General features: G+C 63.3%; 19 protein-coding genes, 1 tRNA gene and 1 pseudogene. 12 read left to right on the top strand and 9 right to left on the bottom strand.

What is annotated here, in order from left to right:
• Positions 1-6 precede the first annotated feature (6 nt).
• Together ASF84_RS25995 and ASF84_RS25990 are read left to right on the top strand one after the other, a co-directional pair.
• A complete protein-coding gene (locus ASF84_RS25995; protein ID WP_056841769.1) occupies positions 7-444 on the top strand; it encodes a helix-turn-helix domain-containing protein in 438 nt (145 codons plus the stop codon).
• Positions 441-632 (top strand): hypothetical protein, encoded by a 192-nt coding sequence (locus ASF84_RS25990; RefSeq protein WP_056841768.1) that lies wholly within the window; start codon positions 441-443, stop codon positions 630-632. Before ASF84_RS25995 ends, ASF84_RS25990 begins: the two co-directional genes overlap by 4 nt.
• A 418-nt stretch (positions 633-1,050) precedes the next feature.
• Here the strand turns inward: ASF84_RS25990 and ASF84_RS29870 are convergent, their stop codons facing one another.
• From ASF84_RS29870 to ASF84_RS25965, 5 genes and pseudogenes are all read right to left on the bottom strand, one after another.
• Positions 1,051-1,452 (bottom strand): isochorismatase family protein, encoded by a 402-nt coding sequence (locus ASF84_RS29870; RefSeq protein WP_442963089.1) that lies wholly within the window; start codon positions 1,450-1,452, stop codon positions 1,051-1,053.
• A 1-nt stretch (position 1,453) separates the two neighbouring features.
• A pseudogene (locus ASF84_RS30375) lies at positions 1,454-1,726 on the bottom strand (hydrolase); the annotation flags it as partial.
• Positions 1,727-2,026: 300 nt separating this feature from the next.
• A complete protein-coding gene (locus tag ASF84_RS25975) occupies positions 2,027-2,533 on the bottom strand; it encodes a hypothetical protein (protein WP_056841766.1) in 507 nt (168 codons plus the stop codon).
• 481 nt (positions 2,534-3,014) lie between these two features.
• A complete protein-coding gene (locus ASF84_RS25970) occupies positions 3,015-3,389 on the bottom strand; it encodes a type II toxin-antitoxin system VapC family toxin (protein WP_056841765.1) in 375 nt (124 codons plus the stop codon).
• Positions 3,386-3,613, bottom strand: coding sequence for a type II toxin-antitoxin system Phd/YefM family antitoxin (locus tag ASF84_RS25965; RefSeq protein ID WP_056841764.1), 228 nt, complete (start codon positions 3,611-3,613; stop codon positions 3,386-3,388). Before ASF84_RS25965 ends, ASF84_RS25970 begins: the two co-directional genes overlap by 4 nt.
• Before the next feature lie 522 nt (positions 3,614-4,135).
• Between ASF84_RS25965 and ASF84_RS25960 the strand changes: the two genes are divergently transcribed.
• Complete coding sequence (locus ASF84_RS25960; protein ID WP_056841763.1) at positions 4,136-6,082, top strand: putative bifunctional diguanylate cyclase/phosphodiesterase; 1,947 nt, start codon at positions 4,136-4,138, stop codon at positions 6,080-6,082.
• A 190-nt stretch (positions 6,083-6,272) separates the two neighbouring features.
• On the opposite strand, the gene ASF84_RS25955 is transcribed toward ASF84_RS25960, so the two are convergent.
• A tRNA-Met gene (locus ASF84_RS25955) sits at positions 6,273-6,349 on the bottom strand.
• 432 nt (positions 6,350-6,781) lie between these two features.
• Between ASF84_RS25955 and ASF84_RS25950 the strand changes: the two genes are divergently transcribed.
• Complete coding sequence (locus ASF84_RS25950; protein ID WP_056841762.1) at positions 6,782-8,839, top strand: methyl-accepting chemotaxis protein; 2,058 nt, start codon at positions 6,782-6,784, stop codon at positions 8,837-8,839.
• A 66-nt stretch (positions 8,840-8,905) separates the two neighbouring features.
• Positions 8,906-9,253, top strand: a complete 348-nt coding sequence (locus tag ASF84_RS25945; RefSeq protein ID WP_056841761.1) for a cupin domain-containing protein — start codon at positions 8,906-8,908, stop codon at positions 9,251-9,253.
• A gap of 220 nt (positions 9,254-9,473) precedes the next feature.
• On the opposite strand, the gene ASF84_RS25940 is transcribed toward ASF84_RS25945, so the two are convergent.
• Positions 9,474-10,823: an MFS transporter gene (locus ASF84_RS25940; RefSeq protein WP_056841760.1), complete on the bottom strand. Its 1,350-nt coding sequence runs from the start codon at positions 10,821-10,823 to the stop codon at positions 9,474-9,476.
• A gap of 57 nt (positions 10,824-10,880) precedes the next feature.
• Positions 10,881-11,819, bottom strand: coding sequence for a 2-hydroxyacid dehydrogenase (locus tag ASF84_RS25935; RefSeq protein ID WP_056841759.1), 939 nt, complete (start codon positions 11,817-11,819; stop codon positions 10,881-10,883).
• 114 nt (positions 11,820-11,933) lie between these two features.
• On the opposite strand from ASF84_RS25935, the gene ASF84_RS25930 reads away from it, so the two are divergent.
• Positions 11,934-12,830 (top strand): LysR family transcriptional regulator, encoded by an 897-nt coding sequence (locus tag ASF84_RS25930; RefSeq protein WP_201783691.1) that lies wholly within the window; start codon positions 11,934-11,936, stop codon positions 12,828-12,830.
• Positions 12,831-13,005: 175 nt separating this feature from the next.
• Here the strand turns inward: ASF84_RS25930 and ASF84_RS25925 are convergent, their stop codons facing one another.
• Entirely contained in the window at positions 13,006-13,926 is a 921-nt protein-coding gene (locus tag ASF84_RS25925; RefSeq protein WP_056841807.1) for a helix-turn-helix transcriptional regulator, read from the bottom strand.
• 555 nt (positions 13,927-14,481) lie between these two features.
• Between ASF84_RS25925 and ASF84_RS25920 the strand changes: the two genes are divergently transcribed.
• From ASF84_RS25920 to ASF84_RS25895, 6 genes are all read left to right on the top strand, one after another.
• Entirely contained in the window at positions 14,482-15,834 is a 1,353-nt protein-coding gene (locus tag ASF84_RS25920) for an MFS transporter (RefSeq protein ID WP_056841757.1), read from the top strand.
• Between the two features lie 119 nt (positions 15,835-15,953).
• On the top strand, positions 15,954-16,646 hold the full coding sequence (locus ASF84_RS25915) for a fumarylacetoacetate hydrolase family protein (protein ID WP_056841756.1): 693 nt from the start codon (positions 15,954-15,956) through the stop codon (positions 16,644-16,646).
• Between the two features lie 38 nt (positions 16,647-16,684).
• Entirely contained in the window at positions 16,685-17,449 is a 765-nt protein-coding gene (locus tag ASF84_RS25910) for an SDR family oxidoreductase (protein WP_056841755.1), read from the top strand.
• Positions 17,450-17,584: 135 nt separating this feature from the next.
• The gene (locus ASF84_RS25905; RefSeq protein ID WP_056841754.1) at positions 17,585-18,541 is read left to right on the top strand and encodes a 2-hydroxyacid dehydrogenase; all 957 of its coding nucleotides are present in this window, start codon (positions 17,585-17,587) and stop codon (positions 18,539-18,541) included.
• A 375-nt stretch (positions 18,542-18,916) separates the two neighbouring features.
• Positions 18,917-20,239 (top strand): NAD(P)/FAD-dependent oxidoreductase, encoded by a 1,323-nt coding sequence (locus ASF84_RS25900; RefSeq protein ID WP_056841753.1) that lies wholly within the window; start codon positions 18,917-18,919, stop codon positions 20,237-20,239.
• A 21-nt stretch (positions 20,240-20,260) separates the two neighbouring features.
• Positions 20,261-21,037: an NAD(P)-binding domain-containing protein gene (locus ASF84_RS25895; protein ID WP_056841752.1), complete on the top strand. Its 777-nt coding sequence runs from the start codon at positions 20,261-20,263 to the stop codon at positions 21,035-21,037.
• Positions 21,038-21,040: the final 3 nt, after the last annotated feature.

The raw sequence follows: 21,040 nt of genomic DNA, 5'->3' as shown, positions 1-21,040 counted from the left end.
AGGGCGATGGATATTTCCGAGGTGGTCAAGCGATCGGGGCTGCCCGCTTCGACGCTGCGTTTCTACGAAGAGAAAGGCTTGATCGCCTCGCTCGGGCAGCAGGGCGAACGGCGCCGGTTTGCGCCACAGGTGCTGGAGCAACTGGCGCTGATCGGCCTGGGCCAGTCGGCCGGGTTCAGCCTGGATGAAATCGGCTTGATGTTCACGGCCAATGGCCAGATGAACATCGACCGGCAAGCCTTGCTGGCCAAGGCCGATGAGCTGGACGCCACCATTCGCACGCTCAAGGCCATGAGCAACGGCTTGCGCCATGCGGCGGTGTGCCCGGCCCCGGACCATGCCCAGTGCCCCACATTTCAGCGGCTGCTCAAGGCCGCTGCACAAGGCACCCCCACACGCCGCTCGCGCCCGAAACACCTCAAGACCGGAAGAGGGCGTCCATGAGCGGCGACATTGGTGATCTGGGCGATGGCCTGCTTGACCTGCTCGACATCGGCCCCTCCCGATCAAACCCCAACCGGCCGCTCTGGCGTCGTGTCTGCAGCTTTATCTGGCGCCTGACCTGGCTGGTGCTGTTGCTGGTCATAGGCGTGGCGCTGATCTTCGCCATCGCCAGTTGGTTGCTGGAATAAACGTTGGCCTCCATGCCCCGCCATCCCCCAGCCAGCACTGCATCTGCGCAGGAGATCATCCTGTGCCACTGTCACAGCGCTTTCGCTCAGCAAACATGGACCCGGTAGGAGCGCGCTTGCCGGAATGCCGGACCACCGCGACCGAGTGCGCAGCGCTCGCAAAAATCTGCGAAACGCTGAAAGTTTACGACTGCTAACATGGACCCGGTAGGAGCGCGCTTGCCCGCGACCGAGTGCGCAGCGCTCGCAAAAATCTGCGAAACGCTGAAAGTTTACGACTGCTAACATGGACCCGGTAGGAGCGCGTTTACCCGCGACCGAGTGCGCAGCGCTCGCAGAAATAGATGAAACGCCACAATTTTACGACTGCTAACGCAGCCGGTCGCGGGCAAGCGCGCTCCTACACCGGGCCGCCCGCTTACCGTGCGGTCAGCGCCGCGTAGCCATTCATCAGGTTGCGGTAGTTCGGAATCCGCTGCGACAGCAGGTTGCCCAGGCCTTCAATGTCGTTGCGCCAGTCGCGGTGCAGCTCGCAAGCCACCGAGAACCAGTTCATCAGTTGCGCACCGGCCTGGCTCATGCGGTTCCACGCCGCCTGCTGCACAGTCTCGTTGAAGGTGCCCGACGCATCGGTGACCACGAACACTTCAAAGCCTTCAGCCAGCGCCGACAGGGTCGGGAAGGCTACGCACACATCCGTCACCACACCGGCAATGATGATCTGCTTGCGGCCGGTGGCCTTGATTGCCTTGACGAAGTCTTCGTTGTCCCAGGCATTGATCTGGCCAGGGCGGGCGATGTACGGCGCGTCCGGGAACATNCTGCTTGCGGCCGGTGGCCTTGATTGCCTTGACGAAGTCTTCGTTGTCCCAGGCATTGATCTGGCCAGGGCGGGCGATGTACGGCGCGTCCGGGAACATATCTTTCAGCTCTGGCACCAGCGGGCCATTGGGGCCTTGCTCGAAGCTGGTGGTAAGGATGGTCGGCAGCTCGAAGAACTTGGCCAGATCAGCCAGGGCCAGCACGTTGTTCTTGAACTCGTTGGGCGAGAAGTCCTGCACCAGCGAGATCAGGCCGGTCTGGTGGTCGACCAGNAAACTTGGCCAGATCAGCCAGGGCCAGCACGTTGTTCTTGAACTCGTTGGGCGAGAAGTCCTGCACCAGCGAGATCAGGCCGGTCTGGTGGTCGACCAGCAGTACGATGGCATCGTCCTTGTTCAGGCGGCTGTAGGTTGGGGCGTTGGTGGCTTGAGTGGTCATGGCGTAGATCCTTTATCTGAGAGTTTTGAAGTTCGGTAATCAGGGGTATCGCTCAACATGGGTACAGATTAATGGCTTGCTGTGAGCGGATAAATCGGCTGAAACGGGTTTTACTGTCCATCCAAAGTGGACAATCAGGTCGGGCCCTTGGCGAGCTGTTCGCGTATCTGTGCCACTGTCCTGCCGCGTGTATCCACGTTCACGCCGGGTGCCTGCAACAGGCCAATCTCCTCATCGGTCAGGCCAAGGTCACGCATGTCCTGCTGCCACTGCTGCAAGCGCCTGGGCGCGGTCTGCCGGGCGTTCGGCCCCCTGGCCTGCAGGCAGACTTCGCACCTGTCGTCAGGAAGCGGCTTGCTCACCCAAGTGCCCGGTCGCCGGTATTCATAGCGGCCGCATTCGCAGCGGCACAGCCACACCGTGCCCTTACCCGAACGACTGGCGCGGACCCAGGCGATGGCTGTCATTTTCCCGCGTCGCTTGCCGGTGTGATCGACCGCCTGCACGGGGCGCGGCGACAGGTCGGGCAGATGATCGAACGTTCTGGAGTCGCTCGCATGACGATGAGTGTCCTGATCCTGAATGGCTTTTTTCGGGCAAGCCGATCCCGTGGGCGCCACGGCGCCGTTTTGCTGTTTCATGATGGTTTCCACCCGGCCTGTGGCCCTGGAATGCTGTGCACCCTCGCGACGGCGCCAATGGCCTGCGCGATCATTTATTGATTCAGAAGATGATGTGCTTACGTGGGAGGAGGCATGCTTGCAGGCATGGCAAGGGTGGCCATGTCGTGATGGGGGAGGGGCAGGGATGAAGTGAGGGTTTGCATGGTTGTAGTTCCCAAGTCATAAGAACCACCGCTGTCTGCCGCCAAGCAGAGAAGGGTGGCGAATTGCACAGGATTGGCGGACCGGTGACTTAGGAAACCGGCGCACCCGAAGGTGCTCCTGCGCAACCCGCCATAACACGAAATTGCAGGCACAAAAAAAGCGCCTGAAACCGCAATGGGGGCGCTGCTGCGCCATAAGTCATTCGACCCGCCAAGGTCGTTGTCAGCAATGTGACGGGGCCAACGATACCCGGCATCCTGCCGGTGCGCAACCAGACGGATGTCGGCACCTGAAGTCAGATAATGAGGGTATGGGGGTAAGCATGCATGGCGCTGTCGTGTGTCAACAGGCTGATCCCCTCTGCCAGCGCCTGGGCCGCCATGATGCGGTCAAACGGATCGCGATGATGGTTTGGCAGGCTGCCCACGGTAAGACCATGGGCAGAGGTAATAGGCAGTTCAAGATAGCCTGCATCGAGCAGTTCCTTACGCAGCAACGCAGGGTTGATCCCGGTTCGCTCGGCACCCTTGATGGTCAGCTCCCAGATACTGGCAGCGCTGAAATACAAGGTATTGGCCTCATCATCAATCAGACGGGCTGCCGCCTGTGAAAGCCTGGCATCGCTGGTGGCGGCCCAGACCAGCACATGGGTATCGAGCAGCAGCTTCATTCCCGGCCCTCGAACAACGCCGCAATCTCAGCATCCATGGCGTCCGATGCCTCGGCGTTGAATGTGACGTGGCTCATCATTCCTCGCCGCCTTGGCGCTGTAATCGGCACCAGCTTGGCAACGGGAATGCCGGCTTTGGCAATGATGATTGTTTCGCCGCTTGCGGCGGCATCGACCAATTGCGAGAAGTGCGTTTTAGCGGCGTGGATATTATGGGTCTGCATGATTGGCCTCCTTCAGGTCGGTATCAAGCAGCTTGGTCCATGTGGTGGACTAAGTAAAGTGCTCACAAACGAGGAGAGCTACTTTGCAGGGCAGAGGGCAATCGATGCCTGCAGATCCTGCTGTAAACCCGGTCCGTAGGCGCAATGGATCTTCTTCTCTATTAGCGCCAGTAAGTGAGTTCGACATCTGGCTGGCCAGAGTGGGGCAATCGATGCTCGCTAAGATTGCGAAGCAGCCACCGGTCGATTGGCTACAATCACCTGATCCCTTTGCAAGCGTCAATCGTCGCAGATGACAGCCCATCGGCTGTTAACCGTCGAGGCTGTTCGAGGGGGCTTGCTTCGCTTGCAATCATTACGACCGGTAGATGGAACGCAATCAAAGTGCCACTAGTCGTAAAGGGTGCAGAAACAAGAGGATCGGCCGACACGATCCCATGAGAGCAGTGTTTAGCCCTGCTCGGCCCTGACTGGATAATCCGTTCGGTTATTTATCCGGTTGTATTTTCAGAGCACCGCCTGATGAAGAAAACACTGCTCGGCGTGCGAGCGTTGATGTCCGTGCCCAGGGACAACCCGGGTCTGGTCAAGGCGCAATACATCGCGCTTTCTCGCCAATTGCCCATGATGTATTTCATCCTGCTGATCAACACCCTGATGCTGGCGGGCACCCACTTTGCGGTCGCGCCGCGCTGGCTGGTGGTGTATTGCCCATTGCTCATGACGTTGTTCGGTGTGATTCGTACGGCGGAATGGATACGCACGCGCAGGCAGGCGCGCAGCCCGGCGCAGATGCTCACGGCGCTTAAGCGCACCAACATGCTCGCGCCGTTTGTCGCCGTGGCGTTCACCGCCTGGTCGCTGGCGCTGTTTCCCTATGGCGACAGCTACACCCAGGCGCATGTCGCCTTTTATATGGCGATCACCGTCATTGGCTGCATTTTCTGCATGATGCACCTGCTGCCAGCTGCCCTGGCTACCACGGCGGTGGTCAACACGGCGTTCGTGGTGTTCTTCGCGTCCACCAATATCATGACCTTCATTGCCACGGCGATTGACGTCCTGCTGGTGTCCATCGCCATGCTGATCATTCTCAAGGCGCAGTACGCCGACTTCACCCGGCTGGTGAACATGCAGGCGCAGACGGCAAAACTCAGCGAGGAAAACCTTCACCTGGCCAATCAGGACAGCCTGACCGGGCTGGCCAATCGGCGGCAGTTCTTTTCCCGCCTCGATACGCTGCTGTCCCGCGCCCGCGAGCAGGAGATTCGCCTGGCCGTGGGACTGATCGACCTGGATGGCTTCAAGCCGATCAACGATCTGTATGGCCATAGCATTGGTGACAAGCTGCTCTATCAGGTTGGCCAGCGCCTGACCGGGCTGCTCGACGAACAGGTGCACCTGGCCCGGCTGGGAGGTGACGAGTTCGGCCTGATCATCACGCAGGTCATGAGCGACGACCAACTGGGGGTGTTTGGCGAGAAAATCTGCGCCCGCATGCGCGAGCCGTTTCTGCTGGTGGACATCCCTATTCAGATCAGTGCGTCACTGGGCATCGCGACCTTCCCGGACCAGGCCTCCTGCGCCACGCAGGTGTATGAATACGCCGACTATGCCTTGTATCAGAGCAAGCGCCACCGCCCCGGCACGGTCTGCCTGTTCAGCGCCGCCCATCGCCAGCAGCTCAATCGCGAAGGGCTGACCGAACAGGCCCTGCGCAGGGCCGATCTGGAGCGTGAGTTTCATGTGGTGTTCCAGCCCATCGTGGATATTCACAGTGAGCACACCGTCGCATTCGAGGCCCTGGCCCGCTGGGAGAGCCCGGAGCTGGGTAACGTGCCGCCTTGTGATTTCATCCCGATTGCCGAGCGCGTCGGCATGATCAACCGCCTCACGCTGCCATTGCTGAGCAAGGCGCTGGACGCGGCTGCCAGCTGGCCTGAGGGTATCCGCCTGTCATTCAACTTGTCCGCCCACGACTGCGGTTCGCAAGATGCAGCCCAGCAGATCGTCGAGCTGATCAAGAGCAGCCGTTTTGACCCGGCCTGTCTCGATCTGGAAATCACCGAAACCGCGGCCATCCAGGACCTGCCGCAGACCCAGCGAGCGATCAGCCGGTTTCGCGAACTGGGCTGCGGCATCTCCCTCGACGACTTCGGCACCGGCTATTCCAGCCTGAGCCAGATCCACGCGCTGTCGCTGACCAAGCTGAAGGTGGACCGTACCTTCATCACCAACATCCACCTCGACCCGGCCAGCTTCAAGATCGTCAAGTCGCTGGTTGCCCTGTGCCAGGACATGCAACTGGAATGCATCGTCGAAGGCGTGGAAACCGCCGCCGAACTCGACGCCCTGAAAAGCCTCGGCTGCGCCTGGGCCCAGGGCTACCTGTTCTCCAGGCCCATGCGCGCCAGTGACGTCAGCGCCTGGCTTGAAGGCGAACAACTGGCCAGGGTGCAGGCGGTCTGATCCGCTGACAGGGCAGGGCGCAATATGCGCTCATGCCCCGGCAGTAACCCCTGATTCAGCGCAGGCACAAGGGCATACACGGTGGTGGGTATGGAGAGTGGCCGGATGGGAACGCCAGAAACAAGAAAGCCCGCACGAGGCGGGCTTCTTGATTGACCTGAAGACACTTGCGGGTCTCTAGGTCGGTACTTGGTGGCTACACAGGGACTTGAACCCCGGACCCCAGCATTATGAATGCTATGCTCTAACCAACTGAGCTATGTAGCCAAGTGGCGCGCATTATTCGCTCGAAACGAAATCTCGTCAAGCATTTATTTTAAAAAATATCTCCATGCGATCAATCGCTTAGCGCAGGTCCACAGAACGGGCGTCTGTTTTGTTCCCACTGCTGTTTCTTCCAGTGACGCTCAGGTCGCCGCGCCGCACAAAAATGGTGCAGAAAAGCGCCCGACAACAGCGCACGAGACAGCGGGCATTGCCCGATAACGGTACGGTCCGCTTCTTGCTAGCTAAACGCCATGACGTTGGCCGATGAGCCCGTGTCGCTTACAGGAATGTTCACCCCGGCTTTTTCAGGGATACCGCGCGACAGGGCACTTCGGAAACATTTTCATGGCATTTTGCCGTTTATCTTTGTAGCAAGAAGATACCCCTGCCGGCATCGCCCGACAGCCGGGTATTCACGTGCAGGAGTGGGACATGAACAGCCTGTTATCGCCGGGTATGCGTCTGTTGGGACGTTTTGGTTTTGCTCGCAAGTTTCAGCTGCTGTTCCTGCTGTTCATGCTGCCGTTGCTGGGCAGTGTGTGGATGATTGGCGTGGAGTACCGCGCCAAGCTGGCGGTGATTGCCCAGGAGCAATCGGGTGTGCGCCAGTTGCTGGCCATGGATGAGCTGGATCGCGAACTGTCGGCGCAGCGTGATCGCGCCGCGCGCTGGAAGGCGATCGATATCCTGCGTGAGCCCACGCCTGAGGCGCGTCAGGTGATGAGCCAGATCGACGCCGCCGTGCCGCGCATCAACCAGGCGCTGCAAAACCTGGAGGCCGCACTGGCCAGTGAAAAGGTCGGGGCCGACACGCAGGCGCGCTACAAGACCCTGCAAGCGTCGGTCAAGGGGCTGGACACTGAATCCTTGCGCAGCGTGGGCTGGTGGCCGGACGGTTATGATCGCTTTACGACGGCGATCAGCCATCTGCAAGCGGTGCGTGACCAGATCACCATGGACACCGGGCTGATTCTCGACCCGTGGCTGGAAACCTACCTGTTGATGCAGTTGTCGACCCAGCAGACCCCTGAACTGGTCGAACGTATCGGACGCATGGCCAGTATTGGCCAGACCTCGGTGGTCACCGGCCAGTTCAGCCTGCAGAGCCGCTTGCAGATGCGCGACCTGCGCAGCCGCATTGACGACGCCCGCGAACAGATGCTCAAAACGGGCAATTCCCTGCAAAGCCGCCTGCCGCCGGAGTTGCAAGGCTGGGCCGGCCGTTACGCGGCGACCATGCAAGTGCTCAATGAAGAACTGAAGGTGCTCGACGACGGGGTGTTTGGCGGCACGATCAAGCTCAAGCCGGTCGACTTCGAGCGCAGTGTCGACCGCTTGCTGGACGAGATGGCCACGCTGCGCCAGCAATCGTTGCAGTCGCTCAATGATCGGCTCGACTACTACCACGCCAAATCCAACCGCGAATTCATCCCGGTGGGCGTGACCATTGGCGTGCTGCTGCTCGCCGCCCTGTACCTGTTCGCCTGTTTGCAGGCGTCGATCCGGCGCAGCGCCAGCGGCATCACTATGCTGGCCGAATCGCTGCGTGACGGTAACCTGTGCGTCGAGGTCTCGGTGCAGGGCCGTGATGAACTGGCGGCCATCAGCCGGGCCTTGAACGTGGCCGTTGTGCAATTGCGCACCAGCCTGTTAGGGGTCAACCACGAAACCCAGCAACTGGGCTCGGCGGTGCAGACCCTCAATACCCAGGCCAACGACACACTGTACGAGGTGGAGGAACAGCAACAGCAGATCAGCCAGATCGCTGCCGCCGCCACGCAACTGGCCGCCACCTCCCAAGGCGTGGCCAAGAGCTGCGAGCAGGCGTCCGACAGCGCCCGGCAGACTCGGCGCATCGCCGAAGAAAGCAGCCGCGACAGCCAGCGCACCACCGACAGCATCCAGCAACTCAACCGCCGCCTGACCGAAACGGCCGAAGCACTGGGCCGGGTCAGCGAGCAGGGCCAGCAGATCCAGTCGGTGGTCGATGCCATTCGTGGCATTGCCGAGCAGACCAATCTGCTGGCGCTCAACGCCGCGATCGAGGCCGCGCGCGCCGGCGAGCAGGGCAGGGGCTTTGCCGTGGTTGCCGACGAGGTGCGCAGCCTGTCGCAGCGCACCCAGGCTTCGACCGCGCAGATTGCCGGCACGGTCGACAGCCTGCGTGCCACCGTGACCCAGGCGGTGAATCTGATGGAGGTCGCCTGCGGCCAGGCCGTCAACGATGCGCAATCGGTGACCGGGCTGGGCGTGCGCCTGGGCGAAATCGCCACGGCCGTACAAGGCGTCACCGACACCCTGGCGCAGATCCTCACCGCCGTGGAGGAGCAAGCCACCACCGCCGACGAAGTCAGCGGCAATATCCAGCAGGTCGACCAGGCCGCCGGGCGCCTGCTGGACGGCGCGCGTGCAGTCAACCAGGCAGCTGATACGCTGAGCAAAGGCAGCCGTGCCCTGAACGACAATACGGCACGGTTTCATCTGAGCTGAAAGCAGCAGCGGGCAGGCATGCATGCAATGTGTGCCTGCCCGCCCTGCGGCAACGGACCCACCCTCATGAGCACACCCGTCAACCTGTTCGCCCCCTTGCCCGACGCCCGCACCGCCGAGGTGTTCACCGACCTGCTGGTCACGCCCGGCTGTCGCATCGAGCGCATTGTCTCCCAGGGTCAGACCACACCCCTTGACCGGCCTTATCGCCAGCCGCATGCCGAATGGGTGATGGTGGTCAGCGGCGCCGCCCGGGTGATGATGGACGGCGCTGAAACCGTCCTGGCGCCCGGCGACCACCTGCTGATCCCGGCCGACACCGAGCACCTCGTGACCTTTACCGACCCTGACCAGCCCACGGTGTGGCTGGCGGTGCATGTTGGCGAAGCGGACATCAATCCGGCGGGGGCCTGAGCCCGGTCGCAGAGGCCGGCAAGGCCGCAGCCTCTACTGTGCCTGTGAGGCAGCCATCGCCGGCAAGCCGCCTCCCACCGGTTCAGCGGTGAGGCGTGCATTTGCGTATGAACGATGCAGACGCTGGCCGCGGTGTTGAGCGTTGCATAGCGCTTGTGGGAGGGGGCTTGCCCGCGAAGAGGCCGGCCGCCTCCCACCGGTTCAGCGGTGAGGCGTGCATTTACTTGCGAATCACCACCCGCTCGAACCGCCCGGCCAGTACGGTGTAGGCAAAGATCGCCACCAGGCCATGCGCGGCCACGAACCACAGCGCCGAGTCGAACGAGCCGGTGGTGGCGACGAAGTAACCGATCACCACCGGGGTGATGATGCCGGCGGTGTTGCCGATGCCGTTGAACACGCCGCCACTCAGGCCCACCATGCCTTGCGGTGCGGTGTCCGACAGCACGGCCCAGCCGACCGCCGCCAGGCCCTTGCCGAAGAACGCCAGGGCCATCAGGGCGATGACCATCCAGTTGGCGTCCACGTAGTTGGCCGACACCAGGGTGGCCGCCAAGGCCATGCCGATCACGAAGGGTGTCTTGCGCGCCCGGGACGGGTGCACGCCACGGCGGATCAGCCAGTCGGAGACCACGCCGCCCAGCACGCCACCGGAGAACCCGCAGATCGCTGGCAAGGCCGCGACCCAACCCGCTTCCATGATGGTCATGCCCCGGCCCTTGATCAGGTAGATCGGAAACCAGGTGATGAAAAAATAGGTCAGCGCGGTGATGCAGTACTGGCCCAGGTACACGCCCCACAGGGTACGGCTGGTGAACAGTTGCGCCACTTCACGCCATTGGGTCTTGGGTTTTTCGCTCTTGCGCCGGGCTTCCAGGTCGACCAGCGCGCCGCCTTCGCGGAGGTAATCCATCTCGGCCTTTTCCAGGCGCGGGTGGCTGGCCGGGTCGTGGTACAGGGCGAACCAGAAGAAAGTCGCGACGATGCCCAGCCCGCCCATCCACAGGAACACATGTTCCCAGCCCATGCTGTGGGTCAGCCAGGCCATCAATGGCGCGAACACCACCACGGCCATGTACTGCGCCGAGTTGAACAGCGCCGAAGCCGTGCCGCGTTCCTTGGTCGGAAACCAGCTGGACACGATACGGTTGTTGGCCGGGAACGCCGGCGACTCCACCAGCCCGAGCATGAAGCGCATGCCGAACAGCGCCACCGCCGCCGTGGAACCCACCAGGCCGATCCAGCCCACTGTGCCTTGCAGCAGGGTGAACACCGACCACAGGAACAGGCTGCAACCGTACACCCGACGGGCGCCGTAGCGGTCAAGCAGCCAGCCGCCGGGAATCTGCCCCAGCGCATAGGCCCAGGCAAAGGCCGAAAAGATCATGCCGAGCATCATCGGGTCCAGGCCCAGTTCCTTGACCACCTCGGTGCCGGCAATCGACATGGTGGCGCGGTCGGCGTAGTTGAGCACGGTGACGACGAAAATCAGTGCCAGGATGACGAAGCGATGACGACCGACGCGAGCCTCGGACGCCGCTGCGTCCAGCGGGACGGTTTTGCTGTTCATTGGGTGTTCTCCGCAGGCCCTCGAGGGGCCCTGTTGTTCTTGGAAGGAGAAAGCGCGTCAGGCCGGCAGGGCGGCCTTGCGTTGGGTTTCAGCAAAGCAGGCCTGCAGGTGCGACAGGACGATTTCGCCCATGGCCAGGCGGGTCTGTTCGGTGGCGCTGGCGCGGTGCGGTTGCAGCACTACGTTGTCCAGCGTGCGCAGGGCCTCGGGGACGTTGGGTTCGTCGACGAACACGTCCAGCCCGGCACCGGCGATGGTGCCGTCTTGCAGGGCGGCGATCAGTGCGTCTTCATCGACCAGCTTGCCGCGCGCGACATTGATGAAATAGCCCTTGGGGCCCAGCGCCTCGAATACCTCGCGGGTCATGATCGCCCGGCCCAGGTCAGCCGAGGCGGCCAACACCACCACATCGCTGTGGCGCGCCAGCTCCAGCAGGTCGGGGAAAAAGCGGTAGCCGGTCTGTGGCTGCTCCCGCAAGTCGTTGTACTGGATGCTCATGCCGAACGCCTGGGCGCGACGAGCAATGGCGTGGCCGACCTGGCCCAGGCCGACGATGCCGATGCGCGTGCCGCTGACCTTGCGCGCCAGCGGCTGGTTGACCCGGCCCCACTGGCCGGTGCGCACGATGCGCTCGCCGACGGCCAGGTCGCGCAGGGTCATGATCAGCAGACCCATGGCCATGTCGGCCACGTCATCGGTCAAGACGCCCGGCGTGGTGGTGACCCGCACGCCGCGTTCGGCAGCGTGGTCCAGGTCGACCGCGTCGGTGCCGATGCCGCTGATGGCAATGATCTGCAGGTTGGGCAAACGGTCCATCAGCGCATTGGACAAACCCTTGGCGCCCCCGGTGACCACGCCGCGAATGCGCGGGCCGACCGCATTGAGCAGGGCGTCCTGATCGTCGGCCAGGTACAGGCGGTGGACGGTGTAGCTGTGCAGGAGCCGGGCGTCGATGGGCGCCGGAACGGGTTGGGTGAGCAGGATATCCTGGGTCATCGTCACTTCCTTTGAATTGTCGTTGTAAAGGACTCTGAGAGTGACGACAGCCTAGGAAAAACATCGATTCACGTCTAACATCCATAGTGAATGTATCGATACAAGAATTGAATCGTGGAATTGCACCAATTGCGTTGCTTTGTGATGGTTGCCGAGGAGTTGCACTTCGGTCGGGCCGCACAACGGCTGTTCATGACCCAGCCACCGCTGAGCCGACAGATCCAGTTGCTGGAGCGATCACTGGGCGTGCAGTTGCTCGATCGCAACAACCGCCAGGTGCGCCTGACCGTGGCCGGTCGGCAATTTCTGCGCGATGCCCAGCACCTGCTGGCCTACACCGAGCAGGCCAGCGACAGCGCCCGGCGCCTGGCCAGTGGCGAGGCCGGGCAACTGGTGCTCGGGTTTACGGCGGTCAGCGGCTATAACCTGATTCCCGAACTGCTTAGCCAGGCCGGGCAGGCGCTGCCGGACATCGGCTTCGAGCTGCACGAGATGGTCTCCAGCGACCAGACCGAAGCCCTGGCCGCCAACATGATCGACATCGGTTTCGTGCGCAGTGCAGACCCGCGCCAGGGCTGGAGCTACCAACTGGCCAGCCGCGAGCCGCTGATGGTGGTGATGCCCACCGGGCATCCGTTGGCGGAGCGGGCGCAGTTGTCGGTCAGCGACCTGGTGCATCACCCGTTCATCATGTATTCGGCCAAGGAAGGCCGCTATTTCTACGACTGCATCGTCGGCCTGTTCGCCACGGCCGGTGTATCGCCGCGCTACCTGTACTACCTCAAGCAGACCCACTCGATTCTGGGCCTGGTGCGCGCCGGCCTGGGCATCGCCATTGTCCCGGCCTCGGGCCGCGAGCTGTATATGGGCCACCTGCAATTTCGCCCGCTGGCCGATGCCTCGCCGACTGCCGACATGTACATGGTCTACCGCGACGACAACGACAACCCGGCGCTGCCCCGCTTCATCGACCTGGCCGCGCGGTTCTTTGCCAGCGCCGAAAATCTGTAAACCCGCACGACCGTAGGACCGGCTTCAGCCGGGAACGGCACTGATTTTATTGCTATTAAATTCAACCCTTGTAGGAGCGCGCTTGCCCGCGACCGAGTGCGTAGCGCTCGCAGAAATCTCGAGAACGCTGCAATTTTACGACTGCTGCGCAGCCGGTCGCGGGCCAAGCGCGCTCCTACGGGGAGACCGGCTCCACTTCCAGTTGCTGGCGCCTGAACTGTCCGGGCGGCAGGCCGTGGATCTGGCGAAAGCGCCTGGAGAAATAGGCCTCATCGGCAAAGCCGCACAATCGGGCCACTTCACCCACCGGCCGGGTGCCGTTGAGCAGGTGGTTGCGTGCCGCGTGCATGCGTCGCTCCAGCACCAGTTCGCTGAAGGTCTTGCCGATCTCCTTGCGCAACCAGTGGGTCAGGTAGGTCGGTGACAGGTAGGTGGCCGCCGCAGCCTTGGTCAGGCTCAGGTCCGGGTCGTCCAGGTGTTTGCGCACGTACTCGGACATCCGCGTCAAGGCATCGCGGCGGCTGGCCTGGGCGGCGTTGTTCTCGGCCAGTTGCTTGAGAGGTTCGGCGTACAGCCGGCACACCGTGCCGATCATCTGCAGCAGCAGGCCCTTGATGATTTCCCGGGTGCCGAACTGGCGCTGCGGGTCCAGGTCGCGCATCTGCCGCACCAGCGTACACACATGCTCGAAGTCGTCCTGCCCCAGGATGAAATCCAGGTGCTCCTGGAAGCGAAACGGCGACAGCTCCGGCGCCAGCAGGATCGACACTTCTTCCAGGTCCATCGGGTCGCACTGCAAGTGCGGCAGCAAGAAGGTCTGAGAGAAGTTGATGACCATGAAGTGGTTATCGGCCGGGTGCTCGATCAGGTGCATGCGGTGCGGCAGGATGAAGGCCAGGGCATTGCGCGGGAAAGGGCGCTGCACATGGCCGATGTGCTGCACCGTATCGCCGCCCAGGTTGACCTGGATCTGGAAGTACTCGTGGCGATGCAGGCCGGTCTCGGCGCGGCGCGCCTTCTCGTCACGGATGTAGAAGTCGGCGCGCTCGCTGCGCTGCTGCATGCCGTAGGTCGGTACCCGGCTGGCTGGCTGCATGTTCATCTCCCTTGTGGTTCAACGGCCGCGAAGGCCTGGGATCGTGGAGGGATTTTTGTCCAGCGCGGCATGATGTGGCAAGCGATGTACGATGACCTTGTATGGATGTGCCTTCACCGGCATTTGGACGATGCAAGGCCTGTGTGCAAAAAGCGCGGCCCAGCATTTTCATGTCGAAAAGGCTCTAGAACGCACATTTCATGGTTTTCAGTGGCTGGTTTGGTGGTCTTCTGGAGAATCGGCTTTTTTGGACAACAAGGATAAATCCCGGTCATCGGTGAAAAAACGTTCTAATCCATCCGTTGATTTTTAAGGGTTGTACGACCACCTTGATAGGCGTTGCAGAAGACATCGACCAACAATAATCAAAGGTGCTCGCACAATGACAATCCTCCTTCGCTCGCCCAGACCGCCCGACCGGTGTCCGACGAGTCCGCCCTCCAAGGGCTGAATGACCCCCACCCGATCCAGTACAGCACACGCCTTCCGCCTGCGGGAGGGCCGGTCCTGTTTTGCCTGAAAACCTCGATAGCCCAAGAACAAAGAGGTCAAATCATGTCGAGTCTCCCCAACTCCCAGGCTGCGTCTGTCGCCACCGGCGCCGCCCCCCTTGAAGCTGCAGGTTCCTCCGTGCGCCTGCCCACCCGCCGTCGCTGGTTCATGCTGAGCCTGCTGCTGATCGCCACGATCATCAACTATGTCGACCGGGTGAACATCTCCATCGCCGCACCGTTCATGGCCAAGGACCTGGGGCTGGACAAGATCGAGATGGGCCTGATCTTCTCCGCCTTTGCCTGGACCTACGCCCTGGCGCTGGTGCCGGCCGGTTTCGTCGCCGACCGCTTCGGCTCCAAGCTCACCTACGGCGTGTCGCTGATCAGTTGGTCGGCGGTCACTGTCTGCCAGGGCCTGGCCACCGGCTTCAGCTCCTTGTTCGGCCTGCGCCTGGCAGTCGGTGCCATGGAAGCGCCGGCGTTTCCGGCCAATAGCCGTGCGGTGACTGTGTGGTTTCCGGCCCGCGAGCGTGGCATGGCCAGCAGCATCTACGTGTGCGGCCAGTACCTGGGCACGGCCCTGTTCACCGGTGCCTTGCTGTGGCTGGCAACCACCTACGACTGGCGCCATGTGTTCTACAGCACCGGCGCGGTCGGCATCGTGTTCGGGGTGGTCTGGCTGTTCCTGTACCGTGACCCGCTCAACTGCAAGAAGGTCAGCAAGGAAGAACTCAAGTACATCGAAGACGGCGGCGGCCTGGTCAAGAGCAGCCAGGAGCGCACCAGGTTCAACTGGCGCCAGATTGCCGAGCTGTTTCGTTATCGGCAGGTCTGGGCGATTTGCATCGGCAAGTTCGCCAGCACCTCGGCGCTGTATTTCTTCCTGACCTGGTTCCCGACCTACCTGATCGAAGAACGCCAGTTGACCACCATCAAGGTCGGCATCTTCGCCATCATGCCGTTCATTGGCGCGACCATCGGCATCCTGCTGGCCGGAGCCATCTCGGACCTGCTGATCCGTCGCGGCTACAGCATGTCGTTTGCCCGCAAGCTGCCGCTGGTGGTCGGATCGATGCTGGGCATGTCCATCGTGCTGGTCAATTTCACCGACTCCAACCTGATCTGCATCGCCATCCTGACCATTGCCTTCTTCGCCCAGGGCATCGCTTCATCGTCGTGGGCTGCGGTGTCGGAAATCGCGCCCAAGGAACTGATCGGCCTGACTGGCGGTGTCACCAGCCTGGCGGCCAATATCGGTGGCATCGTCACCCCGATCGTGATCGGCGCCATCGTGCAGTCCACCGGCAACTTCTCCCTGGCGTTCTGGTTCATCGGTGCGGTGGCCTTGATGGGCACCTTGTCTTACTCGCTGCTGCTGGGCCGGTTGTATCGCATCCAGCTCAAGGCGCGCTGAGTCGGCTTCACCGGGCTCAATCGGCTCGTTTACTCCAAGGCAAAGCGGTTTTCGTCCAACTTTACAGGACCAGACCGCTTTAGCCTGAACCTACCCAACAAGACCTGAGCGTGCCGACCATGAGCGATTTTGTCTTTACCCCCGTTGCACAACCCAGCCTGCCGATTGCCGGCAGCACGCAGCGCTTTCCGGTCAGCCGGGTGTTCTGCCTGGGCCGCAACTACCCCTGGAGCGACGCCCAGGGCCAGGCTCGCGGTGTGCCGTTGTTCTTCATGAAGCCGGCCAGTTCGGTGGTCGAGGTCGGCAGCGAGATCGCCTACCCGGTGCAGACCGAAGAGTTCTGCCACGAGATCGAACTGGTCGTGGCCATCGGCACCGGCGGTGCCGACATCCCCGAAAGCCTGGCGCTGGAGCACGTCTGGGGCTATGCCGCCGGCCTGGACCTGACCCGTCGCGACCAGCAGCGCGTTGCCAAACAGGCCGGTCTGCCGTGGGAAGGCGCCAAGGCCTTCGATGCGTCGGCCCCGATCACCGCCATTCAGCCGGTCAGCGCCCAGGGCCATGCCGAGCAGGGCGCAGTGTGGCTCAAGGTCAACGGCACCGAACGCCAGCGCTCGCACCTGCAAAGCCAGCTGTGGTCGGTGGCGGAAATCGTCAGCCACCTGTCGCGCAGCGTCACCCTGTTGCCGGGTGATCTGATCATGACCGGCACCCCTGAAGGCGTGGCAGCCCTGGAGCCGGGCGACGTGATCAGCGCCGGTATTGAAGGGGTCGGCAGCCTTGAAGTTCGCGTGGGCCAACGAGCGGCCTGAAACGCTCGATCAGACAGCGCATCAACAGGAGAACAACAATGTCCAATAACCCCTCTTTGAAAATTGCCCTGGTCACCGGGGCCGGCAGTGGCATCGGCAAGGCCGTGGCCCTGGGCCTGCTGCAGGACGGCTACACCGTGGTCCTGGCCGGGCGCCGCCTGGAGCCGCTGCTGGGCGTCGCCGAACAGGCCGCCGCCCAGGGCTGGCAGGCGCTGCCGGTGGTCACCGATGTGCGCGACCCGGCCAGCGTCAAGGCGCTGTTCGCCACGGTCGAGGAGCGCTTTGGCCGCCTCGATGTGATCTTCAACAACGCGGGCGTCAACGCCCCGGCCGTGCCGGTCGACGAACTGCCGCTTGAGAACTGGGACAACGTCATCGCCACCAACGTCAACGGTGTGTTCCTGTGCTGCCGCGAGGCCTTTGGCCTGATGCGCCGCCAGCAGCCGCAAGGTGGACGGATCATCAACAACGGCTCGATTTCCGCGCACTCGCCGCGCCCGTTCACTTCGCCCTACACCGCCAGCAAACATGCGGTGCTGGGCCTGACCAAAGCCTTGGCGCTGGACGGTCGCGAGTTCGACATCGCCGTCAGCCAGATCGACATCGGCAACGCCCTGACCGAGCTGTCCGAGCGCATGACCCGTGGCGTGCGCCAGGCCAATGGCGAAATTGCCGTGGAGCCAATGGTGGATGTGCAGCACATCGCCGATGCCGTGCGCTACATCGCCGGCCTGCCGCTGTCGGCCAACGTCCTGAACATGACCGTCATGGCCACCAAGATGCCCTTCGTCGGCCGCGGCTGACCCACCCCACATCGATCCCGTAGGACCGGCTTCAGCCGGGAATACAGACACCGCCCGTTCGCACCCTTGACGGGCAGGGCGGTGAGCTGCCCGAGCGGTTCTACGAGGATGCATCCATTGTCTGCGAGGTACACCATGAAACCCGAAGTCCTGCAACTGAGCCCGATCCTGATCCCCGAAATCCGCGAGCGCCTCGCCGAACTGTTCGTGATCCGCCCCTATTACCAGCAGGCCGACAAGGCCGCCTACCTGGCCGAGCATGGCCCCAATATCCGTGGCGTCATCACCGGCGGCCACACCGGCATCACCCGTGCGGTGCTCTCGCAACTGCCGCGCGTGGAAGTGGTGGCGGTCAATGGCGTGGGCACCGATGCCGTCGACCTGGCCTATTGCCGTGACCTGGGCATTCACGTGACCGCGACCATCGGTGCGCTGACCGACGATGTTGCCGACCTGGCCATCGGCCTGTTGATCTCGGCCTGCCGTGGCCTGTGCACCAGCGACCGTTATGTACGCACCGGCCAATGGCAACACAGTCCGACACCGTTGGCACCGCTGCCGCTGGCCCGGCAGTTCAGCGGCATGCGCATCGGCATCGTCGGCCTGGGGCGGGTTGGCCGTGCGGTGGCGACCCGGGCGGCGGCTTTCGGTTGCCCGATCAGCTACACCGACCTGCAACCGCTGGCGGATGTGGATTACCGGTTTGTGGCCGACCTTACCGAGCTGGCCCGTGACAGCGACGCGCTGATCCTGGCCGCCGCTGCCGACAGCGGCAAGGCCATCGTCGATGCCCGCGTACTGGACGCCCTGGGCGAGGAGGGCTACCTGATCAACGTCGCCCGCGGCAAGCTGATCAACGAAGACGACCTGGTGGCCGCCCTCAAGGCCGGCCGCATCGCCGGCGCCGGGCTGGACGTCTTCGTTGACGAACCCCGCGTGCCCGAGGTGTTGTTCGACAACGAAACCGTCGTGCTGCAACCGCACCGCGCCAGCGCCACGGTCCAGACCCGCACACGCATGGGCGAAATGGTCATCGCCAGCCTGGTCGACACCTTTGCCGGGCGCAAGCCCAATGCCTGCGTGACCGGCTGAAAGCGTTTTTTGCCCGACACCGCCTTGTGGCAGGCGGCTTGCCGGCGATTGAGCGCGAAGCGCTCACAGGACTGCTGATCGCGCTTTGCCTCCACCGCCCGTGGGAGGGGGCTCTGCCCGCGATTGAGCGCGAAGCGCTCACAACAATTGATGAAACGCTGAAAACTTACGACTCCTGCGCAGTCGGGCGCCGGCAAGCGGGCGCCGACAAGCCACCTCCCACAGGCTGATGTTGACTGCGCGGCGGTGGCTGATCTCCTGCAAGGGACGCGCGCAAGGCGCCTGCACGCTCCACATGTCCTATGACTCGTCCCGCCTGTTATATGGCCCGTCCACCCCCCGGTGCGATAGTGGCCAAAATAAAAGGATACGAGCATGTTCGAGCGCACTGTAACCCCGGCAGACGATAACGGTTGTGGCTGGTTTCACCTGAGCCCGGCGCGTCGGGTGCGGGCTGCGCACTCGGGCACGACCTCGGCGCGCTGGGTGGTGCTCGGTGCCGGCTTTACCGGGGTGGCGGCCGCCCGGCAACTGGCCTTGCATCATCCCGACGACTCGATCCTGCTGGTCGAAGCACAACAGGTCGGTTTCGGCGCCTCCGGGCGCAACTCCGGGTTTGCCATCGACCTGCCGCACGACATTGGCGCCCCCGATTACATCGGCGACCTGGCCACCGCACGCATGAGCCTCAAGCTCAACCTGCGCGCCCAGGCCTTGCTCAAGCAACTCATCGACCAACACGGCATCGACTGTCAGTTGCAGGCGGTCGGCAAGTACCAGGCGGCCGTCGAGCCCAAGGGCATCGCCGTGCTGGAGGCTTACCGCAGCGGCCTGGACAAGCTTGGCCAGGCTTATGAAATGATCGACGGCCAGGACATGCCGGCGCATGTCGGCACCGGCTTCTACCGGCGCGGCCTGTACACGCCCGGCACCTGCCTGTTACAACCGGCCGCGCTGGTCAAGGGCCTGGCCGACAGCCTGCCGGCCAACGTCACCCTGTTCGAGAACACCCGCATCAACAGCATCGAGCAGGGTCGCGACACGGTCACCCTGATCCACGACAAGGGCCGCCTGATCGCCGATCAACTGCTGCTGACCAACAACGCCTTTGCCTCGCATTTCGGCTTTCTCAAGGGACGCCTGCTGCCGGTGTTCACCTACGCCAGCATGACCCGCCCGCTGACCGAGGCCGAACAGGCCGAGCTGGGCGGCAAGCCGACCTGGGGCATCATCCCGGCCGACCCGTTCGGCAGCACCTTGCGGCGCACGCCCGACCAGCGCCTGCTGGTGCGCAACAGCTTCAGCTTCAACCCCGACGGGCGCAGCCAGGCCAAGTACCTGGAGCGTGCCGAGCGCCAGCAACGCATGGCCTTCGAGCGGCGCTTTCCGATGTTTTCCGGCATGCCGTTCGCGTACACCTGGGGCGGTTCGATGTGCCTGTCGCGCAACCACGAGTCGTTCTTCGGCAGCCTGGCGCCGCGTATCCACGGCGCGCTGTGCTGCAACGGCCTGGGCATCACCCGCGGCACCCTCACCGGCACGCTGCTGGCCGACTGGCTGGCCGGCGAGCGCGACGAATTGATCGATTTTCTGCTGGCGGGCAACGGTCCGAATGCCAATCCACCCGAGCCGTTGCTGAGCCTTGGGGTCAACTTCAACCTGCGCCTGGGCCAACGCCGGGCCGGGCTGGAAAGCTGAGCCGCCCAAGGAGGGCATGACATGAAGCGCATTGGCATTCTGGGGGTTGGCGAGTTGAGCGAAAAAGTGGTGCGTGGCCTGCGCAACGGCGGCTTCGACGGGGCGATCCTGCTCTCGCCGCGCAACCGCGAGCGGGGCCAGAGCCTGGCCAGGCGCTACGCCTGCACGCAGTTGGACAGCAATGCGCAGGTGGTCGAACAGGCCGAACTGGTAATACTGGGCGTACGCCCGACGGATCTGGCAACCGTGGCCGGCGAAGTGCAACTCACGCCTGGCCAGTGGCTGGTGTCGCTGGTGGCCGGCGAGGACCGCACGCGGCTGGCCGAGCTGTTTCCCGGTGCGCGCTGCGTGCGCGCCATGCTGTCGTATGCCGCCGAGTACAACCAGGCCACCGTGGCGCTGACCCCGTCGGCGCCCGAGGTCGAGCGCCTGCTGGGCTCGCTGGGCCGCCTGGTGGTGCTGCCCGACGACGCGCAGTTCGAGCTGGGCACGGTGGCGGCCTGCATCAACGGCTGGTTCTACTTCTTGCTGCACGACCTGCAACAGTGGCTGGCCGAGAAAGGCCTACCCGAAGCCCAGGCCCGGCAACTGTTGCTCAGCAGCCTGCACGATTGCCTGGCCTGCGCCGACCGCCAGCCCGGGCAGAGCCTCAAGACCCTGGGCGAGCGCATTGCCACGCCCGGCACCTACACCGCCAACGGACTGGCGCTGCTCAATCATTCCCAGGCCGGCGCGCAATGGAAAGCCGCCTGCGAAGTGGTGCTCGATGCCTTGCTGAGCCGTCCGCCAGGCGCCTGATCG

It is taken from the genome of Pseudomonas sp. Leaf127 (assembly GCF_001423155.1).
In the GTDB taxonomy this organism is placed as follows: domain Bacteria; phylum Pseudomonadota; class Gammaproteobacteria; order Pseudomonadales; family Pseudomonadaceae; genus Aquipseudomonas; species Aquipseudomonas ovata.
The sequence above is the reverse complement of the archived record's forward strand: the minus strand, read 5'-3'. Positions and strand labels throughout refer to the sequence as shown.

What these genes read in the sequence shown, in the direction of transcription:
- ASF84_RS25945 (WP_056841761.1), top strand. Translation starts at nt 8,906, where the DNA reads ATGAGCACACCCGTCAACCTGTTCGCCCCCTTGCCCGACGCCCGCACC.
- ASF84_RS25905 (WP_056841754.1), top strand. Translation starts at nt 17,585, where the DNA reads ATGAAACCCGAAGTCCTGCAACTGAGCCCGATCCTGATCCCCGAAATC.
- ASF84_RS25920 (WP_056841757.1), top strand. Translation starts at nt 14,482, where the DNA reads ATGTCGAGTCTCCCCAACTCCCAGGCTGCGTCTGTCGCCACCGGCGCC.
- ASF84_RS25970 (WP_056841765.1), bottom strand. Translation starts at nt 3,389, where the DNA reads ATGAAGCTGCTGCTCGATACCCATGTGCTGGTCTGGGCCGCCACCAGC.
- ASF84_RS25975 (WP_056841766.1), bottom strand. Translation starts at nt 2,533, where the DNA reads ATGAAACAGCAAAACGGCGCCGTGGCGCCCACGGGATCGGCTTGCCCG.
- ASF84_RS25935 (WP_056841759.1), bottom strand. Translation starts at nt 11,819, where the DNA reads ATGACCCAGGATATCCTGCTCACCCAACCCGTTCCGGCGCCCATCGAC.
- ASF84_RS25995 (WP_056841769.1), top strand. Translation starts at nt 7, where the DNA reads ATGGATATTTCCGAGGTGGTCAAGCGATCGGGGCTGCCCGCTTCGACG.
- ASF84_RS25960 (WP_056841763.1), top strand. Translation starts at nt 4,136, where the DNA reads ATGAAGAAAACACTGCTCGGCGTGCGAGCGTTGATGTCCGTGCCCAGG.
- ASF84_RS25900 (WP_056841753.1), top strand. Translation starts at nt 18,917, where the DNA reads ATGTTCGAGCGCACTGTAACCCCGGCAGACGATAACGGTTGTGGCTGG.
- ASF84_RS29870 (WP_442963089.1), bottom strand. Translation starts at nt 1,452, where the DNA reads ATGTTCCCGGACGCGCCGTACATCGCCCGCCCTGGCCAGATCAATGCC.
- ASF84_RS25915 (WP_056841756.1), top strand. Translation starts at nt 15,954, where the DNA reads ATGAGCGATTTTGTCTTTACCCCCGTTGCACAACCCAGCCTGCCGATT.
- ASF84_RS25895 (WP_056841752.1), top strand. Translation starts at nt 20,261, where the DNA reads ATGAAGCGCATTGGCATTCTGGGGGTTGGCGAGTTGAGCGAAAAAGTG.
- ASF84_RS25965 (WP_056841764.1), bottom strand. Translation starts at nt 3,613, where the DNA reads ATGCAGACCCATAATATCCACGCCGCTAAAACGCACTTCTCGCAATTG.
- ASF84_RS25925 (WP_056841807.1), bottom strand. Translation starts at nt 13,926, where the DNA reads ATGCAGCCAGCCAGCCGGGTACCGACCTACGGCATGCAGCAGCGCAGC.
- ASF84_RS25990 (WP_056841768.1), top strand. Translation starts at nt 441, where the DNA reads ATGAGCGGCGACATTGGTGATCTGGGCGATGGCCTGCTTGACCTGCTC.
- ASF84_RS25950 (WP_056841762.1), top strand. Translation starts at nt 6,782, where the DNA reads ATGAACAGCCTGTTATCGCCGGGTATGCGTCTGTTGGGACGTTTTGGT.
- ASF84_RS25940 (WP_056841760.1), bottom strand. Translation starts at nt 10,823, where the DNA reads ATGAACAGCAAAACCGTCCCGCTGGACGCAGCGGCGTCCGAGGCTCGC.
- ASF84_RS25910 (WP_056841755.1), top strand. Translation starts at nt 16,685, where the DNA reads ATGTCCAATAACCCCTCTTTGAAAATTGCCCTGGTCACCGGGGCCGGC.